The sequence below is a fragment of the Chitinophaga sp. CB10 genome, assembly GCA_001870995.2.
Lineage (GTDB): Bacteria > Bacteroidota > Bacteroidia > Chitinophagales > Chitinophagaceae > Chitinophaga.
In genome coordinates, this window is the sequence record MLAV02000003.1 from 289,895 (window position 1) to 314,874 (window position 24,980).

General features: G+C 50.5%; 24 protein-coding genes. 10 read left to right on the forward strand and 14 right to left on the reverse strand.

Features of this window, described 5'->3' with window-relative positions; translation table 11 throughout:
- The first annotated feature begins 156 nt into the window (after positions 1–156).
- Positions 157–1,236, forward strand: a complete 1,080-nt coding sequence (locus BOC67_RS06600; protein WP_291908483.1) for a hypothetical protein — start codon at positions 157–159, stop codon at positions 1,234–1,236.
- Between the two features lie 196 nt (positions 1,237–1,432).
- On the opposite strand, the gene BOC67_RS06605 is transcribed toward BOC67_RS06600, so the two are convergent.
- From BOC67_RS06605 to BOC67_RS06615, 3 genes are all read right to left on the reverse strand, one after another.
- Positions 1,433–2,971 carry a family 10 glycosylhydrolase gene (locus BOC67_RS06605; RefSeq protein ID WP_291908484.1) on the reverse strand — a complete coding sequence of 513 codons (1,539 nt, stop codon included), beginning with the start codon at positions 2,969–2,971 and terminating at the stop codon, positions 1,433–1,435.
- A gap of 74 nt (positions 2,972–3,045) precedes the next feature.
- Positions 3,046–4,665, reverse strand: coding sequence for a mechanosensitive ion channel family protein (locus BOC67_RS06610; protein ID WP_291908485.1), 1,620 nt, complete (start codon positions 4,663–4,665; stop codon positions 3,046–3,048).
- A 58-nt stretch (positions 4,666–4,723) separates the two neighbouring features.
- Positions 4,724–5,176 carry a methylglyoxal synthase gene (locus tag BOC67_RS06615; RefSeq protein ID WP_073082560.1) on the reverse strand — a complete coding sequence of 151 codons (453 nt, stop codon included), beginning with the start codon at positions 5,174–5,176 and terminating at the stop codon, positions 4,724–4,726.
- 174 nt (positions 5,177–5,350) lie between these two features.
- Here BOC67_RS06615 and BOC67_RS06620 point away from each other — a divergent pair, with 174 nt between their 5' ends.
- The 4 genes from BOC67_RS06620 to BOC67_RS06635 all read left to right on the forward strand — a co-directional run bounded on the left by BOC67_RS06620 (position 5,351) and on the right by BOC67_RS06635 (position 8,952).
- Positions 5,351–5,947, forward strand: coding sequence for a NifU family protein (locus BOC67_RS06620; RefSeq protein WP_073082557.1), 597 nt, complete (start codon positions 5,351–5,353; stop codon positions 5,945–5,947).
- Positions 5,948–6,063: 116 nt separating this feature from the next.
- Entirely contained in the window at positions 6,064–7,749 is a 1,686-nt protein-coding gene (locus tag BOC67_RS06625; protein ID WP_291908486.1) for a PNGase F N-terminal domain-containing protein, read from the forward strand.
- Positions 7,750–7,807: 58 nt separating this feature from the next.
- On the forward strand, positions 7,808–8,434 hold the full coding sequence (gene pnuC, locus BOC67_RS06630) for a nicotinamide riboside transporter PnuC (RefSeq protein WP_291908487.1): 627 nt from the start codon (positions 7,808–7,810) through the stop codon (positions 8,432–8,434).
- A complete protein-coding gene (locus BOC67_RS06635) occupies positions 8,431–8,952 on the forward strand; it encodes an ATP-binding protein (protein WP_291908488.1) in 522 nt (173 codons plus the stop codon). The genes pnuC and BOC67_RS06635 overlap by 4 nt, the downstream gene beginning before the upstream one ends.
- Here the strand turns inward: BOC67_RS06635 and mtgA are convergent, their stop codons facing one another.
- Positions 8,953–9,687: a monofunctional biosynthetic peptidoglycan transglycosylase gene (gene mtgA / locus BOC67_RS06640; protein ID WP_291908489.1), complete on the reverse strand. Its 735-nt coding sequence runs from the start codon at positions 9,685–9,687 to the stop codon at positions 8,953–8,955.
- A 71-nt stretch (positions 9,688–9,758) separates the two neighbouring features.
- Between mtgA and BOC67_RS06645 the strand changes: the two genes are divergently transcribed.
- Positions 9,759–10,376, forward strand: a complete 618-nt coding sequence (locus tag BOC67_RS06645) for an L-threonylcarbamoyladenylate synthase (protein ID WP_291908490.1) — start codon at positions 9,759–9,761, stop codon at positions 10,374–10,376.
- A 163-nt stretch (positions 10,377–10,539) separates the two neighbouring features.
- Entirely contained in the window at positions 10,540–10,830 is a 291-nt protein-coding gene (locus BOC67_RS06650; RefSeq protein WP_291908491.1) for a hypothetical protein, read from the forward strand.
- A 117-nt stretch (positions 10,831–10,947) separates the two neighbouring features.
- Here BOC67_RS06650 and BOC67_RS06655 read toward each other — a convergent pair whose 3' ends face one another.
- The 3 genes from BOC67_RS06655 to polA all read right to left on the reverse strand — a co-directional run bounded on the left by BOC67_RS06655 (position 10,948) and on the right by polA (position 15,685).
- Complete coding sequence (locus BOC67_RS06655; RefSeq protein ID WP_291908492.1) at positions 10,948–12,093, reverse strand: C1 family peptidase; 1,146 nt, start codon at positions 12,091–12,093, stop codon at positions 10,948–10,950.
- A gap of 97 nt (positions 12,094–12,190) precedes the next feature.
- The gene (locus BOC67_RS06660) at positions 12,191–12,736 is read right to left on the reverse strand and encodes a GNAT family N-acetyltransferase (RefSeq protein ID WP_291908493.1); all 546 of its coding nucleotides are present in this window, start codon (positions 12,734–12,736) and stop codon (positions 12,191–12,193) included.
- Between the two features lie 129 nt (positions 12,737–12,865).
- Positions 12,866–15,685, reverse strand: coding sequence for a DNA polymerase I (polA, locus tag BOC67_RS06665; RefSeq protein WP_291908494.1), 2,820 nt, complete (start codon positions 15,683–15,685; stop codon positions 12,866–12,868).
- Between the two features lie 112 nt (positions 15,686–15,797).
- Between polA and BOC67_RS06670 the strand changes: the two genes are divergently transcribed.
- Positions 15,798–16,127 carry an arsenate reductase family protein gene (locus BOC67_RS06670; protein WP_291908498.1) on the forward strand — a complete coding sequence of 110 codons (330 nt, stop codon included), beginning with the start codon at positions 15,798–15,800 and terminating at the stop codon, positions 16,125–16,127.
- 53 nt (positions 16,128–16,180) lie between these two features.
- Here BOC67_RS06670 and BOC67_RS06675 read toward each other — a convergent pair whose 3' ends face one another.
- On the reverse strand, positions 16,181–17,275 hold the full coding sequence (locus BOC67_RS06675; protein ID WP_291908499.1) for a glycosyltransferase: 1,095 nt from the start codon (positions 17,273–17,275) through the stop codon (positions 16,181–16,183).
- Between the two features lie 335 nt (positions 17,276–17,610).
- Here BOC67_RS06675 and BOC67_RS06680 point away from each other — a divergent pair, with 335 nt between their 5' ends.
- Positions 17,611–17,859, forward strand: coding sequence for a hypothetical protein (locus BOC67_RS06680; protein ID WP_291908501.1), 249 nt, complete (start codon positions 17,611–17,613; stop codon positions 17,857–17,859).
- A gap of 117 nt (positions 17,860–17,976) precedes the next feature.
- On the forward strand, positions 17,977–19,116 hold the full coding sequence (locus BOC67_RS06685; protein ID WP_291908503.1) for a formimidoylglutamase: 1,140 nt from the start codon (positions 17,977–17,979) through the stop codon (positions 19,114–19,116).
- 95 nt (positions 19,117–19,211) lie between these two features.
- Here BOC67_RS06685 and BOC67_RS06690 read toward each other — a convergent pair whose 3' ends face one another.
- The 6 genes from BOC67_RS06690 to BOC67_RS06715 all read right to left on the reverse strand — a co-directional run bounded on the left by BOC67_RS06690 (position 19,212) and on the right by BOC67_RS06715 (position 24,910).
- Positions 19,212–19,625 (reverse strand): lysozyme inhibitor LprI family protein, encoded by a 414-nt coding sequence (locus BOC67_RS06690; RefSeq protein WP_291908505.1) that lies wholly within the window; start codon positions 19,623–19,625, stop codon positions 19,212–19,214.
- A 66-nt stretch (positions 19,626–19,691) separates the two neighbouring features.
- Entirely contained in the window at positions 19,692–20,087 is a 396-nt protein-coding gene (locus BOC67_RS06695; protein WP_291908506.1) for a lysozyme inhibitor LprI family protein, read from the reverse strand.
- A 12-nt stretch (positions 20,088–20,099) separates the two neighbouring features.
- Positions 20,100–21,380 carry a pitrilysin family protein gene (locus BOC67_RS06700; RefSeq protein WP_291908507.1) on the reverse strand — a complete coding sequence of 427 codons (1,281 nt, stop codon included), beginning with the start codon at positions 21,378–21,380 and terminating at the stop codon, positions 20,100–20,102.
- Positions 21,381–21,421: 41 nt separating this feature from the next.
- Positions 21,422–22,660 (reverse strand): pitrilysin family protein, encoded by a 1,239-nt coding sequence (locus BOC67_RS06705; protein ID WP_291908508.1) that lies wholly within the window; start codon positions 22,658–22,660, stop codon positions 21,422–21,424.
- A 62-nt stretch (positions 22,661–22,722) separates the two neighbouring features.
- Positions 22,723–23,649 carry a retropepsin-like aspartic protease gene (locus BOC67_RS06710; RefSeq protein ID WP_291908510.1) on the reverse strand — a complete coding sequence of 309 codons (927 nt, stop codon included), beginning with the start codon at positions 23,647–23,649 and terminating at the stop codon, positions 22,723–22,725.
- A gap of 13 nt (positions 23,650–23,662) precedes the next feature.
- A complete protein-coding gene (locus tag BOC67_RS06715; protein WP_291908513.1) occupies positions 23,663–24,910 on the reverse strand; it encodes an aspartyl protease family protein in 1,248 nt (415 codons plus the stop codon).
- Positions 24,911–24,980 lie beyond the last annotated feature (70 nt).

The window sequence follows — 24,980 nt, forward strand, 5'->3', positions numbered from 1 at the left end:
TATAATAATAGGTAGATAATAATATATGTATGTGGCGTAGGTATCATACCCTACAACAATTTTCGGGGGCCGGTGGCGGCCGATTACATTTCTCTTTTTATCTTCGTTAGTCTCCGACCAACATCAACCTATATCTATCATATTAACTACTACGCTATGCCTGTTCTGAATAAAATGAAACTATCAGCAGCCCTGCTCCTGTTTGCAGCCGCCGCCTATGCCCAGGACCCTGTATATAATGATACCGCTGCAGTATCCAAACCATCGGTCAAAACAATTAAGCTGAGCGACAGCCAGCGAAAGCTCTCCTCCTCCTCTACCCGCCCGATTGCAGGTATAGAGGTGGTGCAATACCTGTGGGACAGCACGCATATCGGCTATGCGCAAAAAGGGATGATGAACAGCATGGTCATTGCCGTGCCGGACACTAACGCGACCGCCTATCTGCAAAATCATATCAACAGCGCTTACGGCCACCTGTATAAGGCGGGCGGCGTGCAGGTGCTGATGGTGGTGGAAGCCCTGCGTATCGCCGAAAGGACGGGCAGCATGAGCGAAAAGGCTTACCTGCGTTTTAAAGGGACAACGTACGGCGCTGTGGACGGGAATAACTTCGTGGAACTGGCCCGCGCCGATATAGCGAAAAATAATGGCGGTATGGACGTGACGCACAAGCACAAAACCAATATCGCCAATGCCATACAGGACCTGGTAGATAGCACCATTGCGGTGCTGGATCATGCGCTGGCGCAAAACGCCGGCGTGCTGTCCAAAGAAGGTATATTGAACCTCTATGAGGCCAAAAGGAATATTCCCGCGCTGAAAGATTCCCTCGTGGACGGCGTGTATATGACCTTTGAAGAATTTAAAGCCAACAAGCCGGCGATCAGCGAATTTGATATCACGCAGGTAAAAAGGAAAATACTGGTGGTGGATAAAGCAGGGAAGCCGATTGATTGCTGGGGCGTGGTGAAAGGCGGAGAAGCTTTCAGGAACCTGGGATATACGGTATTGCCTATTTCAAGATACCAGCATGGGTTTATTATTTCGAAATACCTGGAGAACGCCCGGAAGCGGAATAGCGCTATCATCTGGTCTACCGTGGCCGGCGGGGCGATTGCCGGCGCTATTGTAGGCAAAACGGTGCAGCTGGTGAATGCGGATGCTTTTCCGGAGTTGAGCCCGCTGCCGAATGGGACGGCGATAGATATGGAAACCGGTGCATTTATTTTTTAAATGCAGGGGGAGTGGATTTGAAGTATGGAGACCGGTGCATTTTTCTTAAATGCAGGGGAATGTATTTGAAGTTGGATGGGATAGATATGGAAACCGGTACATTTTTTAAATGCAGGGGGAGTGGATTTGAGGTTAGATGGAGACCGGTGCATTTAATAATAAATGCACCGGTCCTGTACAACCAATAATTTCCCGCCTACGGCTCAAACTCAAACATCGTCTTCACTCCCGGCCTTACCCGCAGCGGCTCGCTGGCCAGGCTCTCATTCTGCAACCGATCCAGCGCAGTCACCACATACGTATAACTCTTCCCTTTCACATACGACGCATCCCTGAACTCAGGATCCGGCGCCTGCGGCACAATGGCTATAATTTTCGTAGGGTCGGTAAGGTTAATCACCTCGTTGCCCTCAAAGCGGTACAGCACATACTGCTTCGTATGGCCTAAAGTATCATTATCCGACCAGTGTATTTCCAGCCCAAAGTTGCGCTCGAAAGCATCGACAAAATAAGGCGCCTCCGGAGCCATATTCGGCAGCCACGGCATGGTCGGGATCAGCGCGGGGTATTTGTACAAATGATTCCGGAGCGTGTCCTCAATGCCGAGCGGGTTGCCGGCAAACGACTTGGCGCTGTAAAAGAAGCTGCCCTGCACGGTGTTGAGCGTCCTGGCTTCTTCTATCTGCCGGGGTATCTCATTCGGGTTGCGCCAGATGCTGTTGCTGTTGATTTTATAAACACCGTGGCCGATATAGACGTGCTTATCATAGCCATGCTGGCTCCACCAGTTCAGCAGTATTTCATAGGCTACCAACCGGTGGCCTCTCTCCCAGTATAATTGCGGCGTTACATAATCGATCCAGCCCTTTTTGAGCCACTTCAGCACGTCCGCATACAGGTCGTCGTAGTTGGACATGCCGCCGCGGGTGTAGGAGCCTTCCGGGTCACGGTCCCGGTTACGCCATACGCCAAACGGACTGATACCAAATTTCACATAAGGCTTTTCCGCTTTGATGGCCTTGCTCAGCATTTCGATGATGAGGTCCACATTCTGCCGGCGCCAGTCATCCTTGTTCATATTGCCGCCATACGTGCGGTAGGAAGCATTGTCCGGGAAGTCTTTCCCTGGCACGCGGTAAGGATAAAAGTAGTCGTCAAAATGAATGGCATCCACATCGTAGCGCTTCACTACATCCCTGATGATGTTGGTCACATATTCCCGTACTTCCGGCAATGCGGGATCAAAATATTTTTTACCGTCGTAGGTGAGGAACCACTGCGGATTGCGGCGGGTGATATGATCCGGGCTCACGCTGCTGCGACTAACGTTGAAGACTGCACGATACGGGTTGAACCACGCATGGAATTCCATGCCGCGCTTGTGCGTTTCTTCAATCATAAACGCCAGCGGGTCATAGTATGGATAAGGCGGGCGGCCTTGTGTACCGGTGAGGTATTCGGACCAGGGTTCGTACAGGGATTGATAAAAAGCGTCGGCTACAGGCCGTACCTGTACCACCACGGCATTCATGCCGTTCCTGCGCGCCTGGTCCAGCAGCGCAATGAATTCCTGTTTTTGTTGGTCTGAGCTGAGTCCGCGCCTGGAAGGCCAATCGATATTTTCTACGGTGGCTATCCACACTGCCCTCATTTCCCGCTTGGGCGGTAATTGTGCCCATGCCTGTTGCATCAGGCATATCCATAAGATTGCGCCGGCTATTAATTGCTTCAACATCTTCGTCGATTAAATCCGTGAAATGCGAAAATAGGAAAACGGATGCGGAGAGTGTTTAATTATTTGATTAGCAGTTATTCCTTTGAGGACAGGTGAACATTGAATGGAGGGGTCTGGTAATCCTTAGGCCGGTTCTCCGGCGTGATGGTGGTGTGATTGCCATCCCGGTGGGCAACATAACCGGGGGACATGATTTCCACCCCTGCCGCGTCAAATGCAATATGTATCTGCCGGTGCAGGTCGGAATAAATCACCGCCATTTTATTGGGCTGATCTGTATAAACATTCAGCTCATAGGCCACGGCAAAGTCGTTTAAAGCCGTCTGCAATACAAACGGCGCCTTGTCTTTCAACAGGCCCTCCGTAGCCATGGCGGCTTTTAGCAGCAGGCCGTGCACCACATTCCAGGGCACGTCATACCCGATGGTAACGGTAGTATGGAGGATCAGGCCCAGTTCCTGTGAGGAGGTGGAGTAATTTATCGTATGCCCGTTCAGGATACTGGCGTTCGGCACCGTGATCTCTTCATTTTTGATCGTCCGCAGGCGGGTTACCAATAAGGTTTTCTCAATCACATCCCCGGTAATATCGCCCAGTTTAATACGGTCCCCGATGCGGAAAGGGCGCATATACGTAATCACAAATCCGGCAATGATGTTGGAAATTGCCGAGGAGGAGCCCAGGGAAAAGAGGATACCCAGGAAAACGGAAACGCCCTGGAATACCTTGGAGTCCGAACCAGGCAGGTATGGGAATATCACCACAAACATAAAGGCGTACAGCAAAAACTTGATGCCGCTGGCGGTAGGCCGCGCCCAGTCCGCATAAAAGCCTTTGATCACCAGGTTGCCGTTCGCCACTTCTTTAGACAGGAATCCCACCAGCCGCACCAGCCCCCGGGTGATCAGGTAGATTACGATGATGGTTAATAATTTAGGGAGATATGCTACCGTCTTTGCCAGTACGGTTTTTAAAGGGTCGAGCGTCCAGTGAAGCAGCGTATCCGCCAACCCCTTCGTCCACGGGAAAATGCTGAATACGACAGGTAGCGTAAAGTACAGCACCAGGAGGATGACGGCTATCCGTATCATCCGCAGCACCGTAAAGGCAAATGCCAGCTGCCGGGAAGGGTTCATAATGGCGTACCCGCTGAGGTGCAAGCCTTTAAAAAGGCGCTCTTTCCGCTTGATCAGCCGCATTTTTATCTTCCGGAAAACAAAATTTATCAAAATCACGAGCCCGGTGAAGATGGCAATTACCAGGGCAAGCCACAGCAACCGGTATAGCAGCGCCTTCCAGCCAAATTCCTCCTGGTAGTTGCTGACGGCGTGGCCGATCTGGCTTTTATTATACCTGGCAATGGAGTCCCTGGACTGGTGCAGGATGACCGAATCCCTGGCGGTAACGGAAAAGAGGATCACCTCGCCGTAGCTGACATCCAGGTTGTCCTCATTGGGGGAAATAATCAGGGAATCAGGGCTGAACAGCGGGTTGTCCGCCAGCATCTTTATCTTCCGTTCAATCTGGGCGGCCCTTTCCGCCGGCGCCAGCGGTCCAATTTTATTGTAAATGAAAAACAGGGTGTCGCCAAAGGGTTTAACCGGCACACCCGGTTTCAAGTTATTAGCGGAGTCTGATTGTGCATAGCCGCTGAGTAGCAGGCAGCAACAGATGATGGAGCATAACAATCGCATTCCCGAACCTTTCTATTAAAATACGGAAAATTATCGACGTTAGACTCCGTTACCGGGGCTAGACCTTCCTACCCAGGTATTGCGTATAATCCGGCAAAATCACCTCATAATCCTGGTGCATCAGCGGGGAAGTCAGCAGAAAATCAGCAGTAGAGCGATTGTTCGCGATCGGAATGTTCCAAACCACGCCCAGTCGCAGCAATGCTTTGATATCCGGATCATGCGGCAACGCTTCCATCGGGTCCCAGAAGAAGATGATCACATCCAGCGCCCCTTCGGCCACCAGTGCGCCTATTTGCTGGTCGCCCCCCAGCGGGCCGCTCAGCAGTTTACGAACCGATACATCCAGCGCCTCTTCTATCAGCTTGCCGGTGGTGCCGGTGGCGTACAGTTCATGGCGACTCAATACCGTTTTGTTGTAGGTGGCCCACTCGATCAGCTCTGCCTTCTTGTGGTCGTGCGCGATTAACGCGATGCGTTTGCGTGCTTTAAGCGTTTTAACTGTTTGCATATGTACCGCAAAAGTAATATAGGATGTGGAATAAATAAATGTTGATTAAATGTAATATTATCCGGCGAATTGTTTTTGCCTATAATGATATTGTAAAATTCGATCCTAAAACGGGAATTCCCCCGGGGAAAACTCCCCTAAAAATGTTACCTTTGTTGCGTAAAATTGGATAAAATGATTAAAACAGGAAATCCCATTATCAGCATATACACCGAAATGACGCCTAACCCGGAAACCATGAAGTTTGTGGCCAACAAACTCCTGTATCCTGGTAAAAGCATTGATTTTCCGGACGAAGCCAGCGCTAAACCTTCCCCGCTTGCAGTGGAGCTGTTCAGCTTCCCTTTCATCAGAGGGGTGTTTATCATGGCTAACTTTATCACCTTAACCAAAACTCCGGAAACGGATTGGAACGATATTATCCCTACAGTGAAAGCTTTCCTGAAAGAATACCTGGAGGATAACCGTCCCGTTGTTAATGAGGATGAAGTGGTGGTAACCAAAACTTCCGCCACCAACACCGTGAGCGCGGATGACAGCGATGTTGTTAAACGCATTAAGGAACTGCTCGAAAACTATGTGAAACCAGCCGTAGAAATGGATGGCGGCGCTATCCAGTTTAAAGACTACAGCGAAGGTACGGTTACACTGATGTTGCAGGGTTCCTGCTCCGGCTGCCCTTCTTCCATGATCACGCTCAAAGCCGGTATCGAAGGCATGATGAAGCGTATGATCCCCGAGGTGAAAGAAGTAGTGGCAGAAGCAGAATAAGCCATAGTTGAGTGAATGATAGTGTTAAATGAAAGCACAGTCTTAGTGGCTGTGCTTTTTTCTTTATACCCGATTCAAATCTTTTTATACCCGATTTCAAAAAAGCAATGAAAAAAATGAAAGGACTACTCGCCTGGATTTGCATCGCCGCCGCCCTGCCAACTGCGGCGCAAAAGAAAAAAACCGACAGCACCGTTGCCGTCATTACCTACGGATTTGTAAACAACGGCAAGCCTTCCGGCGGCGAAGGCCTCCGCATGGCGGTTGATCACGACCGCGTTCACATCCTGCCGGGCGGAAAAGCGCAAAAAGAGCAGCAATACCTGGATTATAACAATAAAACCACCCTCCAGGTCCTCGCCCTGCCCAACGGGGAAGTATATACGCTGCAAAAGCCGTTTGCCGAACATCCCCAGCCGGAACTCCTGCCGGATACCGCCACCATCCTGGGTATCCCCTGTAAAAAAGCCAAACTCTTTGTGCGTTCCAATACCATCGAAGTATGGTACACCAACGCGCTGAAAATAAAAGGTACGCCTACCCTCAGCTACGGGCCGGACCTCGGCCTCGTACTGCGCATCGTCCGCAATGGTAACAGCGAAACCATCGCCCGCAAGATCGAATACCGCAAGGTAACCCCGGAAGAGCTGGCATGGCCCGCCAATAAAGGCAATGTAGTCAATGACGCAGCTTACATGCGCGCCGTGATCGACAGCCGCTACACCACCCTGCCAATCTTCGAACAGGAGCAGATCAGCTGGGGCAACAATACGCCCAACCCGGAAGGCGACCAGCTCAATAAAACGTATCACTACGCCGGCGGCACCATCATCCTCAAAAAAGTAAAACTCCCTGAATGGAAAAAAGGCTATAACCTGTTTGCAGAACTGGTGCAGTATTCCAACGGGGATGCCTACGACCGCACCGGCTCCGTATTCATGATTCCCGCAGGTACGGATACCACCTTCCTGGACGGACTCAAAAAAGGCGCTGCCGCGCTGCCCGTCTACCACGCCCGCAACGGCAAGGCCTACCAGGGAATGGTAAAAACGCCTTCTTTCACCCCTCCGCTGGAAATCATCCGCTTCTTTACCCCGTTTGGCGTACGCCAGTTTAACAACCAGGTGCAGATACAGGGTTACCACTGGGCGGACTCCGTCATCTACAAACAGGATATCACCGAGCTTTCCAGCGCCCTGCAGGGCGAAGTATGGCTGGGCGTGTACATCGGCAACTACGATAAAGGCGGCCATAAAGTAAGCCTCGCATTTAAATATTATCCGGGTTACGACGATGAGGAACAGGGAGCCGGCACTAACTGGGTAATGCCGGTGTTTAACACCACCAATGTGATGGAAATGGCCGGACAGGAATATGCCACCCTATTCGATAAGGATTCTCTGACCGTGACGGTTGATGTCCCGCAGGGCATAAAAAAACTACAACTCCGCTACCTTACCACCGGCCACGGCGGCTGGGGCGGCGGCGATGAGTTCAATCCCAAACAGAACGAAATTTTTGTGGATAACCAGCGGGTGTATCACTTCATCCCATGGCGCACGGATTGCGCTACCTACCGTTATTCCAACCCGGCCTCCGGCAACTTCGGCAACGGGCTGTCCTCTTCGGACCTGAGCCGCTCCAACTGGTGCCCGGGAACCCTTACCACGCCGGTGTTCATCAACCTGCCGGATGTAAAACCGGGCAGGCATACCTTCAAAGTGGCCATCCCGCAAGGGGCGCCGGCCGGTACCAGCCAGAGCTTCTGGAACGTATCCGGTACCCTCCTGGGAGAAAAATAATTACACGATGGAAGCCGTAACCATGCGGCTTCCATATTTTCGTTTTAATTTTAACCCCATGAACGAAATATACCAGGGCCTGCTGAACGGATTTCACGAGATGACGACCTTAGAGATCATCGCCGTATTTTTTGCCGTATTGTCCGTCATCTTCCAGAAAAAAAATAATATTCTCGTATATCCGACGGGGTTAGTCAGCACTGGTATTTACGTCTACCTGCTCTCCCATTCCCACTTCAAACTATATGCAGAGGCCGCGCTCAACGCGTATTACTTCGTCATGAGCGTATATGGCTGGATTTACTGGGCCCGCCGCAAAGGAGCGTCGCAGGAGCCGGTAAAGATTAGCTTCAGCTCCGCCCACACCATGGGCGTCGCTATCGGCATCGCGGCGGTGGGCTGGGCGGTTTTCTACATCCTCCTGGCAAAATTTTCAGACTCCACCACTCCTGTTGTCGACAGCTTCGTTTCCGCCACGGCCTGCGCCGGCATGTGGCTGCTGGCCAAACGCAAGGTGGAAAACTGGATATTGTTGAATATTTCCAACCTCGTAGCAATTCCGCTGTTATTTTATAAACACCTCTACCTCACCTCGCTCCTGACGATTTTCTTATTCATCATCGCCATTTTCGGCTACATCAGCTGGAGAAAAGAAGGTTTGGCAAACGAAAGCGCACACGCATGAAGAAAGTAGTAGTAATAGGCCCGGAGTCCACCGGCAAAAGTACTTTAAGTGAGATGCTGGCTACGCGTTTCCATACCGTATGGACTCCCGAATATGCCCGCGAATACATAGAGCGGCTAAACAGGCCTTACGAAAAGGACGACCTGTTAAAAATCGCCGAAGGGCAGCTGGCGCTGGAACAGCAGCAGCGGGCAAAGGCCGCGGATGTGCTGATTTGCGATACGGATCTCTATGTCATAAAAGTTTGGAGCGAACATAAGTACGGGGATTGCGATAACCGCATCCTGGGGATGATCGCGCAGCAGCAGTGCGACCTGTATCTCCTCACCAACATCGATCTCCCCTGGGAGGAAGATCCCCAGCGGGAACACCCTGAACCGGAAATGCGCCGTTATTTCTACAATATCTACCGGGATATAGTCGTTCAATCCGGCGTTCCGTTTGCGGATATCAGCGGCAGTTATGCGGAAAGGGAGGCCATTGCCGCCGCCGCTGTGGAAAAGCTCCTGGAAGGTTAATTATTTTTCTTTTACTGATTTACCGGCGCCGGTCACCAGTTCGGCAATGTCCGGATCGGGTGCAATGTTGCGCATCTGGACGAGTATCTTGCGCTGGCGGTAGGCGGTAATCCTGGCAGGCGGCACTACCGTGTATTTGACAGGGTTAGGAAGCGCCGCGGTAATCATAGCCGCTTCCTCGCGGTTGAGTTGCGCCGCCGGCTTGTGGTAGTATTCCTGTGCGGCGGACTCAAAGCCGAAGATGCCTTCCCCTGTTTCGGCCACATTGAGGTACACTTCCAGTATCCGTTGCTTTCCCCAAATCTTTTCAATCATAAAGGTGAAGTACACTTCCAGCCCCTTGCGGACCCAACTTCTCCCCTGCCATAAAAAAACATTTTTGGCCACTTGCTGACTGATGGTACTGGCGCCGCGGATTTTCTTACTCTTAGCATTGTGCTTCATCGCCTTTTCGATGGACTTAAAATCGAACCCGTCATGGTCGGTGAAGAGCTGATCCTCGCTGGCAATAACGGCCAGCTTGGCATGCTGGGAAATCTCGTCGTAACCGGCCCAGCTTTTGTGAAGCTTTTTATCGGTTCCCCAGAGGCTGAACCAACTGGAGATTTGCGTGAGCGTAATAGGGGGATTCACCCACTTCGTAATAATGATATAGGCAAATTGGGCAATAATTAAAACTAAAAGCACTCTCTTCAATCTCCTCCACATTCTCGGAACAATTCCTTTAAGCTTCATCCAAGTAGGTTTAGAAAAATCGGCCGAAAGTTAGTAAGATAATTTGACATCCATTTTCGTTAAATTTGAATATGCTTTTACAAGTTCACCCAGATAACCCGAATCCCCGCAACATCAAAACGATTGTTGAATGCCTGAAAGATGGCGGGGTGATTATCTATCCGACGGATACCGTGTATGGTCTGGGCTGCGATATCACGCAGCAGAAGGCCATCGAGCGGGTAGCGCGTATCAAGCAGATCGATCCGAAGAAGGCCAATTTCTCCTTTATCTGTTACGACCTGAGTCATTTATCAGACTACGCAAAAAGTGTGGACACGCCCATTTTCCGTATGCTGAAAAAGGCTTTGCCGGGCCCTTATACGTTCATCCTGCCAGCCAGCAAACTGGTGCCCAAACTCCTGAAAACCAAAAAGGATACGGTGGGTATCAGGGTGCCGGATAACAATATTTGTCGTACCATCGTGAAGGAGCTGGACAATCCGATCATGAGCACCACCCTCCCGATCGATTACTACGTGGAAGAATATACGGACCCGGAGGTGATCTACGAGAAGTTCGGGAAACAGGTGGATATCGTCGTGGACGGCGGCCCTGGCGGTATGGGATTTTCCACCGTGGTCGACTGTACCGGCGATGCGCCGGAGCTGATCCGTGAAGGTATCGGGAGTTATGAGGCGATCGCCTGATTTTTTAGGGGGGAGAGAATCAAGGCCGCACGGCAGCAGCGCCCCGGCCTCCGCAACAATGCCCGCCCCGGCACATCGATTCGCCGGCGCCCCGCAACACGGCAACAGCCCTCCTTACCCTCGATGAATACGCCCGCTGCCACGCAACAAAATATTTTATGAGATGAAAGGACCCAACAAAGTGAAAAGCCTCGCCTTAAGCCTCCTGCTGCTCGCCGCCGGTCATATCGCCTTTGGCCAGGGATTCAAACTGAAACCGGTGCACATCCTCCCGCCCGCGCCTAAGACCGCTGAAAAAAAGCCGGCCCCGCTGCCGCCTAATCTCTATTACAACCAGTGTTTCGGGTTTTTCTGCAAGCAGGAATGGAAAGTCCAGCAACGCACGGGGCTGCCGGTAAAAATCCGCCTGGGCGATTACTCCACCACGCAACGTATTGAAAATAAGCCGTATTGACTTTGTCAATTATTTTTAATTGACGAAGTCAACAATCTAAAACGGCATAAAAAAATCCCGCCGGAGCGGGACTTTTTTATGGGAAATATCTTACTCAAACAAAGCCGGTATAGGACCTTATTTAATTCCCAGCTTCTTTGCGATATCGGCAGGCAAAGCCTTTTTGTTGACCATGTAGCAGGTAGTTTTGTACTGGAAGTAAGGCAGGGAAGCGTAGAAATAACCCTGTCCGAAGTTGTCAGTACCCCATGAGTTTTTCACACGGAAGTATTTTTTACCTGTCTGGTCTTTTACCAGTCCTACGATATGCATGCCGTGGTCGTCCTGGGTTTCGAAGTTATCGAAAGCCTCCTGACGTACTTCAGCAGTAATATTTTTTTCCTGGATAGGTTGCAGGAATGCGTTTTTCCTTTCTTCAGGCGTCATATCAGCCCAGTCTTTTTCCGGAACGATGGCCAGGCCGTCTTTGAAGTTGAAACCTTTTTCGCTCACATCCGCCGCCCAGGCGATGGTGTAACCGTTGGTCAGCGCGTGTTCAGCGATAGTGGTGAAATCAGCCAGGTTTACGTTGTACACTTTTTCCCAGTTCCAGTTGTCCGGTACTTCCAGCACAAACTGTGAATTGTACGGGTGGTGGATAAAGGAAGAGATGTAGATATAATCATCGGCATTCAGGCCCAGTTCTTTTGCGAAGGACTGCGGCGTGTATTGTTTGCCGTTATACTCGAATTTGGCAGGCGCTTCGCCCATGTAAGCATTCAGGATGCCTTCGTAGGCTTTTTTCCAATCCGGGTTGATGGTACCGTTGGAAGCGCCGATTTTGGTTACCAGGCCTTCCAGCAGGCTAACCATTTCAGCGTGGTTATAGGTTTTCTGACGGTTGCCATCATATGCGCTTTGCGGTACCAGTCCGTACTCGCGGAGGCAGAGGATATCATCCGGGAATCCGCCGCCTTCGCCGAAGTTGGCTTTACCATGCATGCGAACGTAGTTGGCGGCTTTTAATGGATACATGTTGCGTACTACGTACATTTCGCTCAGGTTCACTCCCTTGCCCTTGCCGGCGCGCAGCGCTTCGGACTCCAGGAAGGACATGCCGGAGAAAGACCAGCAGGTACCGGTTCTGCCCTGGTTTTGTACGTCAAAGGCATCCATGTTCTTAATGGTGGTAAACTCAAGTTTGCTACCCTGTATGTTGGTGGTGGTTTGTGCAAATGCAGCCGTAGAGCAGAGCATTACGGCGCCTAACATCCAATTCTTCATGTGGTTAGATTCTGTGTATTTTTGTAACAAAGGGCCAAATATAAGGGAAACGGCCTTCTTTGCCGACGAAAAGTTTGATGAGCGGAGGGGAAGCTGTTTAGCCTTTGGCGCCTCCCTGCGGTGCTTTTTCGAATTGTTCACGGGTGATTTTCCACTCCCATAATTCTTCATTGTCCTTGTTCCTGATAGCTCCCACGAAAGACATCCCTACTTTTTGTAATATTTTAACGGAGGCATTATACTCCTCCTCCGTATGGGCGATGACGTTGGTAACGTAAGAGTGACCAAAGGCAAAATTGATCAGCGCCTGGGCCATCTCCGTACCGTAACCCTTTTCCCGGTGCTCGGGGCTGATCTCGTAGGCTATTTCCACCGTGCCATCGGCGCTGGGCTTGCCTTTGAAACCGCCGGCCCCTATCAGCTGTTTGCTTTCTTTCAGTATAACCATGTAGAAGAACCAACCCAGCAGCGTCGGGTCGTTCCGTAATTTGTCGTAAGTAACCAAAATCACTTCCGGATATTCTATCCAGTTTTCCGAAATAGTAATATCCAGTTGGCTCGCCAGTACGTCACTACCCTGAAGGAACAACTCAAAATGGTGTAGCGTACACGGCATCAATTGCAGGTGCTTAGTAAGGATCATGTTGGTAACGAGTAATGCTTTGGGAATATACAAAATAGGTTTTTGGGATTCAATAAGCAATAAGAGGCAGGATGTAAAGCATAAGCCATACACAGTAACATCCTGCCCCTTAAAAAATGAATTACAGTATTAATGCGCTTCCAGCCAGTTATTGCCGATTCCCATCTCGGCTTCCACCGGTACGGCCAATGGCAGGGCGTTTCGCATACAATCCAGGATAATAGGTTTAATAATATCAATCTCCGAGCGATGGGCGTCAAACACCAATTCGTCATGCACCTGCAGGATCATTTTTGATTTCAGGTTATGGGCTTTAAACGCCTTATGAACGGCTATCATGGCCAGCTTGATCATATCGGCAGCCGTTCCCTGGATGGGCATGTTGATGGCGTTTCGTTCGGCAAAGCCTCTCACCACCGCGTTGGAGGAATTGATGTCCTTCAGCCAGCGCTTGCGGCCGAGGATCGTTTCCACGTAACCTTTTTTCTGCGCGGATTTCACCTGGTCCTCCATGTACTTTTTAATGGAAGGATACTGGGCAAAATAGTTATCGATGAGCGTTTTGGCCTCACTGCGGCTGATGCCCAGGTTTTCGGACAAGCCGAAGGCGCTCACCCCGTAGATAATACCAAAGTTGACGCTCTTCGCATTGCGGCGCATATCGGACGTTACTTCCTCCAACGGCACGTTATAGACTTTCGCAGCAGTGGCCGCGTGAATATCCGTGCCGCTGCGGAATGCTTCGATCATCTGCTCATCCCCGCTGATGGCGGCAATAATGCGCAGCTCAATCTGCGAGTAGTCGGCAGAGAGCAGCACGTATTCCTCATTGCGCGGAATGAAGGCCTTGCGTATCTCCCGGCCGCGATCCGTACGGATCGGTATATTCTGCAGGTTAGGGTTATTGGAACTTAAGCGCCCCGTCACCGCCACCGCCTGGTTATAGGAAGTGTGAATCCGGTTGGTGCGTTTGTTCAGCAATAACGGTAACGCATCTACGTAGGTGGATTTGAGCTTGCTCAGCTCACGGAAAATAAGGATATCCTCCACGATCTGGTGTTTGGAAGAAAGCTTCTGCAGCACGTCTTCGCCGGTGGCATACTGCCCGGTCCGGGTTTTCTTCGCTTTCGGGTCCAGCTGCAGTTTTTCAAACAGCACCTCTCCCAGCTGCTTGGGCGACGCGAGCTTGAACCTTACGCCCGCCTGCTCGTACACGCTCTCCTCCGCCCTGCGGATTTCTGTTTCCAGCTCCGCGGAGTAATCGGCCAGCGCTTTGGTATCGATGGCGATGCCTTCAAACTCCATATCTGTAAGCACTTTCGTCAGCGGGTTCTCCACTTCGTAAAATACTTTTTCAACGGATTTAGCCGGCAGCATCGGCAGGAAGACCTCTTTCAGCTGCAGCGTAACATCTGCATCTTCTGCCGCGTAGTTGGCTACTTTTTCCACCTCCACGTCGCGCATGCTCAGCTGGTTCTTGCCTTTGCCGATCAGCGTTTCGATGGACACAGGTTCGTAGCCCAGGTATTGGGCGCTGAGGTAATCCATACTGCGGCGGCCTTCCGGCTCTACCAGGTAGTGCGCCAGCATGGTGTCGAATATCTGGCCTTTGAGTTCAAACCCATACCACTTCAGCATGATCATATCATACTTCAGGTTTTGGCCGATGAAGGTCATGGATTCCTTTTCAAATACCGGCCTGAATTCCTCCAGGATGCTGATCACGGCTGCTTTATCGGCCGGCAGCGGGATGTAGTAGGCCTCCCCTGCTTTAAAGGAGAAGCTCATTCCTACCAGGTCCGCCTCATTCGGGTCTTTGGCGGTGGTTTCCGTGTCAAAGGCGATCTCCTGCTGTTGCAGCAACTGCGCGATGAGCGCAGCGCGTTTTTCGGCAGTATCCGTGAGGTGATAGGTATGCGGAGTGTTATGGATATTTTTTTCCGGGTTGATGAAGCTGCCGCCTCCTTCTTCCGGGGCGGGAGCGCCGGTATCTTCGGCAGCGGCTACAGCGCCAAACAGGTCCGCCTGTACAACGCCGGGCCTTGCGGCCGGTTCCGCAGCGCCTGAACTGGCAAAGGAATCCCCGAGGATACGTTTGCCAAGGGTTTTAAATTCCAGCTCAGTGAATATCTCCACGAGTACGTCGCGGTTGTATTCCTTGAGGCAAAAATCTTCTTCGTGGAAGGTCACCGGCACATCGGTGATGATGGTGGCCAGCTGTTTGGAGAGCAGGGCGTTTTCGCGGCCGGCCTTGATCTTTTCGGCCATTTTACCGCCAATGGCGTCTGCGTTTTCCAGCACGTTTTCCAGTGTTTCATATTGCGCCAGCAGCTTCATGGCGGTTTTTTCCCCAACGCCGGCAATGCCCGGGATGTTGTCCACCGCGTCGCCCATGAGGCCCAGGATGTCTATCACCTGCGATACGTCTTTGATCTGCCACTTTTCACACACCTCCCTAGGGCCCATAATTTCTTCCTTACTGCCCATGTACGGCGGTTTGTAGATATACACATTATCCCGTACCAGCTGCCCGTAGTCCTTATCCGGCGTCACCATATACACGGTGTAACCCGCGTCGGCCGCCTGCCAGGCCAGCGTGCCGATCACGTCATCGGCTTCATACCCGTCTACTTCCAGCAAGGGGATGTTGAATCCCTGCAGGATGCGGCGGATATCGGGAAGCGCGTCCAGGAGGTCTTCCGGAGCGTCTTCACGGTTGGCTTTATAATCAGTAAAGGTAGTATGACGTTCAGTAGGAGCATGCGTATCAAACGCCACTGCTAAGTGCGTTGGCTTTTCTTTATTGATGAGATCCAGTAATGTAGTAGTGAATCCGAACTGCGCATTGGTGTTGCGCCCGGTGCTGGTCATGCGCGGATTTCTGATCAGGGCGTAATACGCTCTGTAGATCAATGCCATGGCATCCAGTAAAAATAATTTCTTTTGCATCGCTAAACCTACAAGAATTAATTTGAATGTACAAAATTAAGGGATGCCTCTGAGTATTCTTTACAGAATATCTGAGCGGAAAATTTACATTTGCTACCTGAAAAAAACGGATATGAAAAAGATATACCATCTTTCTACCTGCGGTACCTGCAAGAAGATCCTGGAAGAAACCCGGGCTGTAGACCGGGGCTTCGTATTACAAGATATAAAAAAGGAAAAAATTACGGATGCCCAGTTAAAAGAAATGAAGGAACTGGCCGGCAGCTATGAGGCGCTGTTTAGTCGCAGGTCCCAGAAGTACCGCCCCATGGGCCTTCACGAGAAAGAGCTGACAGAAAAAGATTATCACGACCTGATACTGGAAGAGTATTCTTTCCTGAAGCGCCCGGTAGCAATCGTGGATGGAAAAATTTACATCGGCGCTGATGTGAAGAATATTTAATGGAGCAAGTCCGCCATTGGCGGACTTGCTGCCGGTTTATGAAGCGTGTACGCTTATAATGATTTGATGAAATCCTGCACGACTGCCTTATAGCGGGTCATATCCTGCAGCTGGAACGATTTGAACGGGAACTTCGCAGCCTGTTCCAGCGCTGTTTTCAACTGAAATTTTTCCTGGGGAAGAGAATAGAAATACCCTTTTTCCATGAGGTATTCGCCCAAATACACTTGTTCCGACTGGCCCGGCGTAGGCACCAGTATCGCTTTTTTATCCAGTTTCGCGAGGTCCATCAGGGTGGTATAGCCGGAGCGGCTCAGCACCATATCCGAAGCCAGCATGGCTTTGTTTAACTCCGTGGCATTCAGGTGGTTAACCTGCGTTACGCCGGGCGCAATCTCTTCCTGTTGCGGTGTACCCGGCTTGCCGCTTACGATCAACGCCGTAATGCGGAGGTCTTTTATCTGCGTGATCACCATTTTTTCCAGGTTGGAGCGTTGCGGCTCCGGGCCTGAAATCAGCACCAGCAGATCGTATTTCTTTTGCACATTCTCCTGTGGTTCAAAGCGGCTAAGGCAGCCCAGGTACGTGGTCTTAACAGCTGGTAGTGCAGCAGGGTGCGCCAGTTCGCCGGAGAGGTTGTTATCTCCCTCGAAATCCGGAATCCAGCAGGCGCTGTATTTGCGGATATAACTGTAGTTGATACGCTGTAAAGTCCGCTCAATCCAGCCGCCAAACGGCGTTTTGATAAGCAGCTGGTGCGTGATGAACACCGTGGGAATATCCTTGTGATAGAGCCCGAAACGGTTGTCGGAAATAACGGCGTCTATCTGGTGTTCTTTCACTATTTTTTGCAGCCAGCGTTGCTCGTGCTTAATAGCGCCGATAATTTTCGGGATCTGCTGGATAATCTTAAGTCCGAAGAATTTGCCCTTCTGCGCATACTGGATGCGGTATCCCGGCAGCGGAAAGATGGTGATGTCCGGGAATTCCTGTTGTAAAAGCGCCGCATGTTTGCCCTCCGCAGCAATAAAAACTTTACATCCTGCGTTTAGCATTTCATGGATCAGGGGAATATCCCTGGTGGCATGTCCAAGGCCCCAATCCAGGGGAACTACAAGAATTTTTTTGGGAGAGAGGATTGTGGACAAATATTTAGATTTTTTTTGCGAATTTAGCTTAAATTACAAAAGGGCATTGTTAAGAAAAGGTAAAGTCTGAGCTAGGAATAAACAATTTAGATTAAGCATATAATCATCAGTATGAATAAGATAAAATGGGTGGTAATTATTCTTCTTTGTGGCAGTTTGGCGATGGAGGGTTGCAAGGTTTTTAAGAAAAATGATTGCGGATGTCCCACCATGAACAAAAAAAGAATGCATTAATACCCACGTTTTGAGCAAAACGGCAATGATTAGCCTTATCTTTTGGGTTATCCCATGAATACCTGACCAAACAATATTTCGGGGAACTTCAAATTTTTTTCATGAAACCTGTAGATAGAGATTTACTGATCCTGCTACACGAAGATAGGTACACTGAGCAGCAAATTCAATCTGCCGTTAGACAGATCAGTGAGATGCTGACGCTCATCGAAACGATGGATTATCTCTGTGCCGTTATGGAAGTAGCCAACTGTAACAAAAGCAAAGTGACCAATAAGAGAACTGTGCTGGAAAAAGCCATTTCACGCAAGGCGCACAAACCTTTCGAATTCATTATACACAAGAACTGATTGTTGCCAACACTGTATATTGTGCCTGTGCATTTTATGCCCATACTTTAGTGTTTTGCTTTGACGCTTAATTAAAATTCTTGTTGTACGTTTGCCATCATTAAATCCTATAAACTGATGGCTGATTTTTCGCACCTTCAGGATTTTCTGAATCCTATCTCCAAAGACTATCTCAATGACGACCAGGAATACGACGCCTTCCAGGTAGGCGGCGTAATTGACGCTTATCAGGCTAACCATATTCCTGATATCGACAGCGCGGAGATTGTGTTGCTGGGTGTGGGAGAAGAGAGAGGAAGCGATTCCGGCAAAACCGGCACCACCGGGCCGGACGTGATACGTCGTGAATTATACCGGCTGTACAACTGGCACCGGGACATTAAGCTGGCCGATGCCGGCAACCTGCGCTCCGGCGCCTTCCTGGCCGATGCGTATGCCGCCATGAAAGCCGTGGTGGGCGATCTGATTCAGGCAGGTAAAACGGTGATCATCCTCGGCGGCTCACACGACCTCACCTATGCCCAATATAAAGCCTACGCTTCCCAGCAGCTCATAATCGAAGCTACCGTTGCCGATGCGTTGATCGACCTCCGGGAAGATTCCAGCATTCGCAGCGAACGCTTTCTCATGGATATTCTTACCGAACAGCCCAACTATCTGCGGCATTACAATCACCTCGGCTTCCAGAGCTATTTCGTACATCCGAGGATGTTGGAAACGCTGGATAAGCTGCGGTTCGACTGCTACCGCCTGGGCCGCATCCGGGAAAATATGGAGGAAGCCGAGCCCGTGCTGCGGCATTCGGACCTCTTCAGCCTTGATATCAATATCATCCGCCATACCGACGCACCGGCCAACCACCTCTCCCCTAACGGTTTCAGCGGGGAGGAAAGCTGCCTGCTGGCACGCTATGCCGGCATGAGCAGTCGCCTCTCCAGCTTCGGCATCTATGGCTACCGCCCGGAAAAAGATAAGGAAAACCTCACCGCGCGCCAGATATCACAAATGATCTGGTATTTCATGGACGGCAGGGCCGTGAAAAATAAAGAAGCATTACTGGAACACCGGGATGCCTTCTGGGAGTTTCATATAGCCTTCTCCGATATAGACACCGTTTTTCTGAAAAGCAAGAAAACCGGCCGCTGGTGGATGCAGCTGCCCGACAGGGAATTTGTGCCCTGCGCTTACAATGACTATCTGCTGGCCAGCAACAATGAAATTCCGGAACGGTGGCTCCGGCACCAGGAGCGGTTTTAACATACATTAACCTGCAGTATTTTTTCCGCTATGCCGGAGGAAATATTGCAGGTTGGAAAACGCATTTGCCCCCGCTGGGCGGAACGCAATAACAACTAGCCAAGCTCATATTCCCTGTACAGCTCTACCAGCCTGTTCTTCAGGAAAGCGGCCTTATTATCGGTAGAAATCATGTCGTCATCCAGCCCCTGCATCGTGCTTTTATGCAGCTTCTCCACCCTTTCGTCTATTTTTTTGAAATAAGCATCCTTCCGCTCTTCCCAGGCAATCTGGTCCTGCTGCAGCTTATTGACGGAAGCGGCGCTCAAATGCCCGTATAAATGCTGAATGGTGGCAGATAACGCGCTGTCAATCGCCTGGTAGTAAAGCGTAGCGCAGTTAAACATATTGGAGCTTTGGGCAAGGCAACGCTGGTAGCGTTCCTCAATGATTTCAACGGGATCCTTATGCTGTTGCGCATAAGCCGTTATGCTGCCAAAGATGGCGAGGATAGCAAGTAGGTGTCGCATAGGGATAGTGGGTAAATACGCGACAAAACTACGAAATATATATGAATAAAAAATAATTCGTGAGGGTTACTGCTTCGCACCTACGGAGCCCGTGCAGGTTTCGCCGGCAGGAAGTCCGTTTAGCCATACCCGTAGCGCCTCTATCCGCTGGGTAGTGAGCAGGGCAAGGTAGTTGGATTTACAGACGGGGAACATGCTGCCGTATTCCTTGGCCGCTTCCGGGAACATCGCTTTTACCTGGGCATCCCTGAACTGCACCCAGAGCCGTTGTGCGTCCCGCAGGTTTTCCAGGAACTTTTTATTGGCGGCATATTCCTTCTGGATAGCCTGGTAGATGTTGTTCAGCTCTTTATCCGCCTGGCGGTAAGCTTCCGTGGCTTTTTTATTCATCTCTGCCTGCGACTGTCCGAAGCCTTTGCTGGCGGCAGCTAACAGCAACAGGCAGATGATGAAGTGTTTCATATGTTCGCTCAATTAGATCACCACCAGCTCAAAGAAGTCGGCAGGCGTAAAATATTGCTTCGCAATATGCTGCAACTCTTCTGCGGAAATGGTTTTGATGGTTTGAATATTATTGTAGAAATAATTTTCGTCCAGATCGTTGAGAATGAGGTTTTTCCAGCGTTGGATAATCTGGAATGCGCCATCCAGGTCGCCCAGGATAGAGCCGATCATGTAATTGCGTACCAGGTCCAGTTCTTCCTGCGGTACCGGCACGTTTTGCAGCGTTTGCAGCTCTTTGTAAATCTCCTCGATGGTAGCCTCGCAAACATCCCGCCCAGCTTCAGTTTGGATGTTAATGGCGCTCACCTGGCGGAAGTTGTACAGCTGGGAGTAGATACCGTAGGTGTACCCCTTCTCTTCCCTGATGTTACTCATTAACCGCGAGCCGAAGTAACCTCCCAGAATGGTGTTGAGCACCAGCATTTTCGGGAAGTCAGGATGGTAACGGTTCGGGAACGGCCGCGCTACGCGCACGGCGCCCTGCACCCCGTTTTCATCGTTGAAGATCCGGAACTTCTTCTCTTCCGCGGGCTGAATGGGCAGGTCCAGCCGCATCACGTGCGACTCCCCGTTCCATTTCGTACCCCCGAGGTACTGGTTCAGCAGGGGGATCATGTTCTCCGGCAGGTTGCCGGCCACAAATATTTTACAGTTGTTGTAAGTGTAATGGTTTTTGTAGAAACCTTCCAGGTCTTTGGTTTGCAGCGCGTCGTAGCCCATCATGGTGCTCACCCGGCCATACGGGTGGAATTCCCCGAACAGGTACTGGTCGATGTAGCGGTTAGCCACAAAGTCGCATTTCTGCAGGTTTACAGCCAGCTTCTGCTTCTGGTTCTGGGCATAGATGCTCAGTTCCTCTTCGCGGAAAACCGGGTCTAAAATCACTTCTGACAATACCGGCAGCAGCTCGCCAAAATGCTTCGTGAGGCAGTGCAGGGTATAAGTCGCGTTTTCATGGAAGGTATTGCGGTTCAGGTAGGCGCCGTAGTACTCAATGCTCTCATTGATCTCAAGGGCATTGTGCTTGCTGGTACCGGTTTTCATGAGAAAGTTGGTTGCCAGGGCCAGCATGCTCTTGTTTTCGTACCAGGTGCCGGCAGGGAATACCAGCTCCAGCTGTAAAGTTTCCTGTTCGTCGGACTTTACAACGTACACGGGTATCCCGTTATCGAGGGTGAATTTTTCGTATGGTTTGAGCTTCAGGTCAAACTCCACGGCGTCTTTTATGGCAGGAGGAATACTTCTGTTCATCTTTTGGATTTTTGGGCCGTTGCTTTAAACACTTGACAGTATTAGTTTTCGGCGTAATAGTAAATAGTGTTGGAGTTCCTTTCGTCAAACAGCGCTTTGGCCTCCCGGTGAATATCTTCGGTCGTTACCTGTTCGTAATTGCTGAACTCCTTGTTCATCAGTGCGGCATCGCCCAGCAGTTCGTAAAAAGCCAGGTTGTTGGCGCGGTTCAGCAGGCTCATATCCTCGAAGGCGAGCAGGCTTTCCACCCTGTTTTTTACTTTCTGCAGCTCTCTTTCGGAAATCACTTCGTTTTGCAGCTTTTCCAGTTCCAGCTGGATCGCTTTTTCAGCGTCCTTCATCTTCACGCCTTTTACCAGCTTCCCTTCAATGGTGAGCAAACCGGCGTCGATGCTGCCGAAATGGTAGCAGTCAATATTGGAGAATAATTTCTTTTCTTTTACCAACACCTGGTGCAGGCGGGAAGAGCCGCCACCGCTGAGGATATCAGAAATCAGGTCCGCGGCGTAATACCGCTTGTCCGACCTGGCCTGCATATGGTAGCATTTATAAATAGCGTCCAGCGGTACATTGGCTTTTACTTCCAGTTTGTGCGCCTCCGTTTGCTCCGGTTCTACGGGCAGGTTGCGTTGGTATTTCTCCCCGGAAGGAATATCGCCAAACCACTTTTCCGCCAGGGCTTTTACCTGCTCCAGCGTTACGTTGCCGGCTACGGAAAGGATGGCATTCACGGGGCGGTAGTATTTGAAGAAGAAGGCCTTTACATCTTCCAGCTTCGCATTTTCAATGTGCGAGAGCTCCTTGCCGATGGTCATCCAGCGGTAGGGATGCGTTGTATAGGCCAGGGCCCTCATTTTGTGCCATACATCCCCGTAGGGTTTGTTGATGTAATGCTCCTTGAACTCTTCCGAAACTACTTTCCTTTGCACATCCAGGCTTTTTTCGCTGAAAGCGAGGGACAGCATGCGGTCGCTCTCCAGCCAGAAGGCCGTTTCAATGTTTTCTGCCGGGAGGGTGATATAGTAGTTGGTGAGATCGCTGGTAGTGAAGGCATTATTTTCTCCGCCTGCCATTTGCAGCGGTTCGTCGTACTCGGGAATATTGATTGACCCGCCAAACATCAGGTGCTCAAAAAGATGCGCAAATCCTGTCTGTTCGGGGTTTTCGTCTCTTGCTCCTACGTCATACAACACGTTCAGTACAGCCATGGGCGTTGTATGGTCCTCGTGCACAATAACCCGGAGCCCGTTCGCTAAAGTAAATTTATTATAATGAATCATAAGCCAATTGATGTTGTGGATATTAGTAAAGATAATCTCTTCTCGTCAACCATGCGTCAACGCTATTCAAGAAACAGTTCTTTCTTGTTATAATTGATGGTAACGGTAAATTGTTTCCATACGGAAAAGCCGATGGCGCCCGCTATCTCGACGAATGCGCCCACATCGTCCACATCCTTGCAGTAGCTGACGGGCACATTGCTTATCTTCTTACCTGCCATCTGCAGCTCGCTCACCGTGCTGTTGATGTAGTAGAGCACTTTTACCATGTCCTTCACCCTGTCCGTATTGATGGTGGGCAGCTGCGTATTCAGCTGGTATTTTTCCACATAGGGCCAGTTGAAGAGGATGCCATAGTCGCCCCCCGTGGTAACGTGGTATTTCCCCATCAGCGTAGTGCCGTTAGGGAGCCTGATCACCGCATCTATCACGGGCGTGGTGAAGTTAAGCGTAAAGTGCAGCAGTTGCCCGGCGGTATTGACTTTTGTTTTCCCATTGGGGTAGAGAATCAATTGCCTGTTGCGGTAATCTATCTTTACGATGTACGCCTTCATGAGGGCCACGCCGATGACGCCGTCTATCGGAACGGCATCCGTGCCTATGTCCCGCAGGTCTTCCAGGTAGGCGGACAAATAAGGCATTCGTAAATCCTTGATATATAAAGCATTGATAGTAACGACCGGCACTTGTATCATGCCGTTGTTTACCCCGCTCATAAAGGCCTGTTTGCCGCTGTTGAGTTTCATTTTTTCAGCGGTGCGTGTATGCATGACCGTAATTTCCGCGCCACTGTCGAAGATAAATTGCAGCGTGTCCGTGCTACCGGATACGGTAACAGGAAATACGATATGGTTATTCACCAGCCTGAATGGGATGACCGCAGCAGGCTTGGTATTGTCTGGTTCCGCCGTTGTGTTGTGCTTGCGTTGAGCGCTTAATTGGGTACAGGCGGCGGCCATTGCTATTACTGTCCAAAAGAGTCGCCACATGCCACAAATAACGTTAAAGAATACTTTTTATTGGTAATTTTTTAACTGCCAGTTCATTATCTCTTCTGATTAATACAAATGCCCGGGTGCCGATGGCCTTCAGGAGTTCGCGGAAAAGCTGCAGGTTATTGCCCATGTTATTGTTGATACCGAGGATTACATCGCCCCGCTGGAAGCCGGCTTTTTCCGCCGGGGAGCCTTTGATCACATCGGTTACTTCCACCTGTCCGTTAATGAGGTAGATGATCAGCCCCGTGTACGAGTAGTCGAATACATCCCGGTAATGGGTATTGGGCAGGAGGTAAATCTCTTTTTTGGCGTAGTTCAGCGTGAGGTTGAAGCGCCGCAGCAGGTCGTTCCCGATCATACCGCCCAGATAGGGGTAGGACGTCACGTTATACGTATCGTCAAACAGGTAGGTGGGCACATTCCGGAAGCTGTAATTGCCGATACGGAATTCCTGGATGGTGGTGAGGGACATGGTCATCCTGCCGCCCAGGCCCTGGGCTTCCGTTTGGATCACCCTGGCCCTGCGCCTTTTATCCGCCAGGAGGTTGCTGTCCTTCACAAACTGGTTGGAAAGCAGCAGGCACATACCTGCGCCCGTGTCGAAAAAAAAGCGGTTGCTGGTGCTGGTACGCCCGTTTTTGAGGGGGGCGTACACCAGCGGTATCTGCGTCAGGCTGGGCTTCAGCATCATGCCGCCACGGGGATAATTGTATTTTCCTTTTGTGTAGATGCCGATTTCCTCTTTATCGTAATCCACCGTCACTATATATCTGCTCAACAGGCTAAAGCCGATAATACCGTCCACCTGAAGGCCATACACCTGGCTGATCAGCTCATAATCGTTGACATGGAAGTCGAGGCTATCCACCTCCAACCCTGGCAGCAACAGGGATTTATGTTCCACAAAGGATACCTGCTTTGCTCCCGCCAGTCCTTTTACCACCTTGTCCGATGGTACGGGCTTCAGTCCGAGCCGCACGCAGGTGGCGGTATCCAGGGAGATGCCGGCGCTGCCGGTGTCCAGGATGAACTGCAGGGTATCCGGGTATCCTTTGAGTACGGCCTGGATAATCACAACGCCTCCGTAATACTGTTTGAACTTGAACCGGGTAATCAGCACAGAATTGGCGGTGGTATCAACTTCGGTGTAATAGGGCTGCTTATTGTCAGCGTATAACGTGGTGGCAGTGGCTTGCTGGCAAAAAATTGTTCCTAAGAACAGGGTAAGGCTGAACAGAATTAGCTTAAACATGTTGGGGACGATGTAGGTATCGCATTTGTATAAATTTAACATTTAAATGCTTTCGTATAAAATATTTTTA